The organism is Chamaesiphon sp. OTE_75_metabat_556 (genome assembly GCF_031378165.1).
Taxonomy (GTDB): Bacteria; Cyanobacteriota; Cyanobacteriia; order Cyanobacteriales; family Chamaesiphonaceae; genus Chamaesiphon.
On the sequence record NZ_JANNDR010000329.1, the window covers coordinates 1 to 2,937 of the forward strand.

The window sequence follows — 2,937 nt, forward strand, 5'->3', positions numbered from 1 at the left end:
GGATTTTTAACAAATACTTGATATTGCATGTTCAATACCTACTTTGAGAATTGGAAAAGCGTCCACAACTCATTTTAACACTTTTGTCGTTGGCGTTGGCGTTAGTGGGATTCCTCCCTGTAGGTCGGTTGAATCCCGAGAAACCCTACAATATAAGTGTTTGAGGCTCATTTGCGTGTGATCGATCGCCATTAAGGAGCATTTTCATACCCTGTCAAAATTATCGATCGATTAGCTTGGGTTTAGTCGATCGCCTTAAATTTAATACAGCCATTAGAGTGGGTAATGCCTACCATATTTAAATTATCCAGAAAAACTCATCTGAAACTCAACAGGACGATCGAAGATAATCTCCAAAGCGCGAGCAACTTCAGTTAATCTAGCTAAACTAGCAGAAGCATATCTATCTGCCTCATAACGCTGAATTTGTTGCTCCTGCACACCAATTTTGGCAGCTAATTCCTTCTGCGTCATCCCTACTGAAATTCTCGCCTTAATTAATCCAATCGCTAAATCCTCGATCGAACCAACTTGAATCGGCGTTTTCTGCTGCTTGAGATTATCATATTCAATAATTTCTAACCGCAACCGATCAATCAAAACTTGAATCCCCTTTTTCTCAGCTTGGGCTAAACGACTAGAAAGATTACCACTATTAATATCTAGATCGATCAAGGCTTGTTCTAACTCTCGTAGTTTAGTTTGAGTAACTTTATATTGATGCTCATTTTGAATCATAATAGTCTTCCTAACAATAAACTTATTTACAAATTGATAACTACGATGCCTACGGAATTACCATAGAGATCGGTTTGAAAGAAACCCGCTCGATTACTCCCAAATACGAATTCCACTCCATACTTTGCTTTTTGAGCATCGAGATCTGAATCGATAAAGATCGGATCGATAACACTCTCGTCAATATAAAGCCCTTCAAAACAGCCATCAATATCACCAGGTTCGGCTTTATCAGTAATAAAACTACCACCGATGTAGACTCGATCTCATCCAGCTTGTTTGAGCGAAATTAGTGCAGACTTTAAACCAGCAAGTAATTGTTGTCGGTAGCTATTAAAACCAAACCGTTGGTTAAATTCTACTTCATCAGTTTCATAGGTTCCAGGCGGGAGATATCCTCGCTCGTCAAATGGCGGAATGCCATCACTCATGGTATTGAAGTTAACTAGATTCAACTAGAACAACATATTTGTTGTCCTACTACTAGGATAGCTCAATTAGACGAAAGTGGGTGGTATCGACAGAACAGTATCAGCACTTATAACTACAATGAAATATATCAACTAACAGCAGTAGACAACCTCGGTATAACCGGAGTACCAAACGTCCTACTCAACTACAGTAAATTCTCCTCGTAGGTTGGGTTGAAGCCCCGAAACCCAACAATTCCAGTGTTTGAGGCTCGATCGCGTAGCGTACCGGAGGTAATAGATCGCCATTGAGAAGCATCTTCATATCCTGTCAAGATTATCGTTCGATCGGGTAAAATTAGGAGGCTGTAGTAAATTGCGGTGTAAACTATGACGGAACTGCTTCAACAGGTAATCGCCCAAATTGAACAACTGCCAATCGTTCGCTTAGCGTACCGTCGGTAATCGACAAGATGCGATCGCGACTCGTTTCCTCGCAGAATTGGCGGAAGAACAACAAGCCGAGAAGGTATGGGTTGAAGATATCCGAGCGAAAATCGATGATGCAATTTCAGCCTCAGAGCAAACACCACCGATCGATGGCGAGACATTCATCAACCAGATTTTAGAGCGGTTTCAACGCGATCTGGTGTAAGCATGAGTCTCTATGTTATCAACGTTCTTGCTAGTCGAGATCTGATTGAAATCGCTGACTACTTTGCCGAAACCAATGTAGAAGTAGGCGAACGATTCTTTAAAGAATTTAACAGCAAGTGTCTACAACTTGTTTCCTTTCCCCGCAGTGGTAAAAGCTATGGGGTAATTCGATCGGATCTCAGAGGATTATCTCTCGAAGGTTATATTATTTTCTACCGTATTCAAGGGTGATGGAATCGAAATCCTAAGAGTTGTCAGTGGTCGTCGAAATCTTCCATCTCTTTTTAGCGATCCAGATTGATTAGCTGAGTGGGATTTCTCCCCGTCTGCTGGATTGAGTATCGAAACCCAACAATCTCAGTGTTTGAGGCTCGTTCGTGTAGCGTACCGGAGGTAATCGTTGGCGTAGCCTACCGTTAGGTAATCGCCATTGAGGAGCATCTTTATAATCTATCGAAATTATCGATTCGATTAGCTTGGGTTTTGTCGATTGTGGTTGATTCGTTGGCGTAGCCTCCGCTTTGCGGAATCGATCTTTGGTGTGATGGTTTTGGGATCGATCTTGATAGCATCAAATTTTCTCTTGGGATAGAGGCTAAGTCGATGGTTTCCTCAACCCAATCTAAAATCTGAAAGTGTCTCGCGATCGGTCTACGGGAATTATCCTGTTCGACACAATGTTAAAATCGAGGGAGTTTCACTAATTTGGTCATGCCAATCCCATCTTTACCAAAATTAAACAGCTTACCTAATAATCTCCCGATCGAAGGTGCCGTGCGGATCGAACTAGCAGAAGGCATTCCGATATTCACAGCATCTAGTTTCGTTCTGGCTAGAATCGAGAAGTTAATAGCAAAACAACAAGACTCTGCTCTCAGTCCAGAAGAAGAGCAAGAACTCGACGGCTATGAAGAGATTGATGACTATCTCAGCTTTGTGAACCGTACCATGCGGAATATCGCCCTAAATGAAATTCCTCAAGCATCGTAACGGGAGCATCCCATAAATGTACTAGGTATAAATACCTGCTCGAATGTCGCCATTGAGATAAGCGCATCTGAGCTTTAACATTTGGGGAACATTGAGACTATTCCATTGTGAACCAGAGATTTTCATCCTCATTCCAATCTGT

5 protein-coding genes and 2 pseudogenes are annotated in these 2,937 nt (G+C 41.8%); 3 read left to right on the top strand and 4 right to left on the bottom strand.

Annotated features, from left to right (window positions below; translation table 11 throughout):
• Positions 1–303 precede the first annotated feature (303 nt).
• The 3 genes and pseudogenes from RMO27_RS13045 to RMO27_RS13055 all read right to left on the bottom strand — a co-directional run bounded on the left by RMO27_RS13045 (position 304) and on the right by RMO27_RS13055 (position 1,483).
• Positions 304–738: a helix-turn-helix transcriptional regulator gene (locus RMO27_RS13045; protein ID WP_309733136.1), complete on the bottom strand. Its 435-nt coding sequence runs from the start codon at positions 736–738 to the stop codon at positions 304–306.
• Positions 739–764: 26 nt separating this feature from the next.
• Positions 765–1,169, bottom strand: a pseudogene (locus RMO27_RS23865) (DUF6932 family protein).
• Between the two features lie 185 nt (positions 1,170–1,354).
• Positions 1,355–1,483 carry a hypothetical protein gene (locus RMO27_RS13055; protein ID WP_309733140.1) on the bottom strand — a complete coding sequence of 43 codons (129 nt, stop codon included), beginning with the start codon at positions 1,481–1,483 and terminating at the stop codon, positions 1,355–1,357.
• 167 nt (positions 1,484–1,650) lie between these two features.
• Between RMO27_RS13055 and RMO27_RS13060 the strand changes: the two genes are divergently transcribed.
• The 3 genes from RMO27_RS13060 (at position 1,651) to RMO27_RS13070 (ending at position 2,795) form a co-directional block, all read left to right on the top strand.
• Positions 1,651–1,803, top strand: coding sequence for a hypothetical protein (locus RMO27_RS13060; protein WP_309733142.1), 153 nt, complete (start codon positions 1,651–1,653; stop codon positions 1,801–1,803).
• 2 nt (positions 1,804–1,805) lie between these two features.
• On the top strand, positions 1,806–2,036 hold the full coding sequence (locus RMO27_RS13065; RefSeq protein WP_309733144.1) for a type II toxin-antitoxin system RelE/ParE family toxin: 231 nt from the start codon (positions 1,806–1,808) through the stop codon (positions 2,034–2,036).
• A gap of 480 nt (positions 2,037–2,516) precedes the next feature.
• Complete coding sequence (locus RMO27_RS13070) at positions 2,517–2,795, top strand: hypothetical protein (RefSeq protein ID WP_309733146.1); 279 nt, start codon at positions 2,517–2,519, stop codon at positions 2,793–2,795.
• Positions 2,796–2,816: 21 nt separating this feature from the next.
• Here RMO27_RS13070 and RMO27_RS13075 read toward each other — a convergent pair.
• A pseudogene (locus RMO27_RS13075) lies at positions 2,817–2,937 on the bottom strand (ISKra4 family transposase); the annotation flags it as partial.

Bases quoted from the DNA above. Each gene is read 5' to 3' on its own strand.
- RMO27_RS13045 (WP_309733136.1), bottom strand. From the start codon at position 738: ATGATTCAAAATGAGCATCAATATAAAGTTACTCAAACTAAACTACGA.
- RMO27_RS13065 (WP_309733144.1), top strand. From the start codon at position 1,806: ATGAGTCTCTATGTTATCAACGTTCTTGCTAGTCGAGATCTGATTGAA.
- RMO27_RS13070 (WP_309733146.1), top strand. From the start codon at position 2,517: ATGCCAATCCCATCTTTACCAAAATTAAACAGCTTACCTAATAATCTC.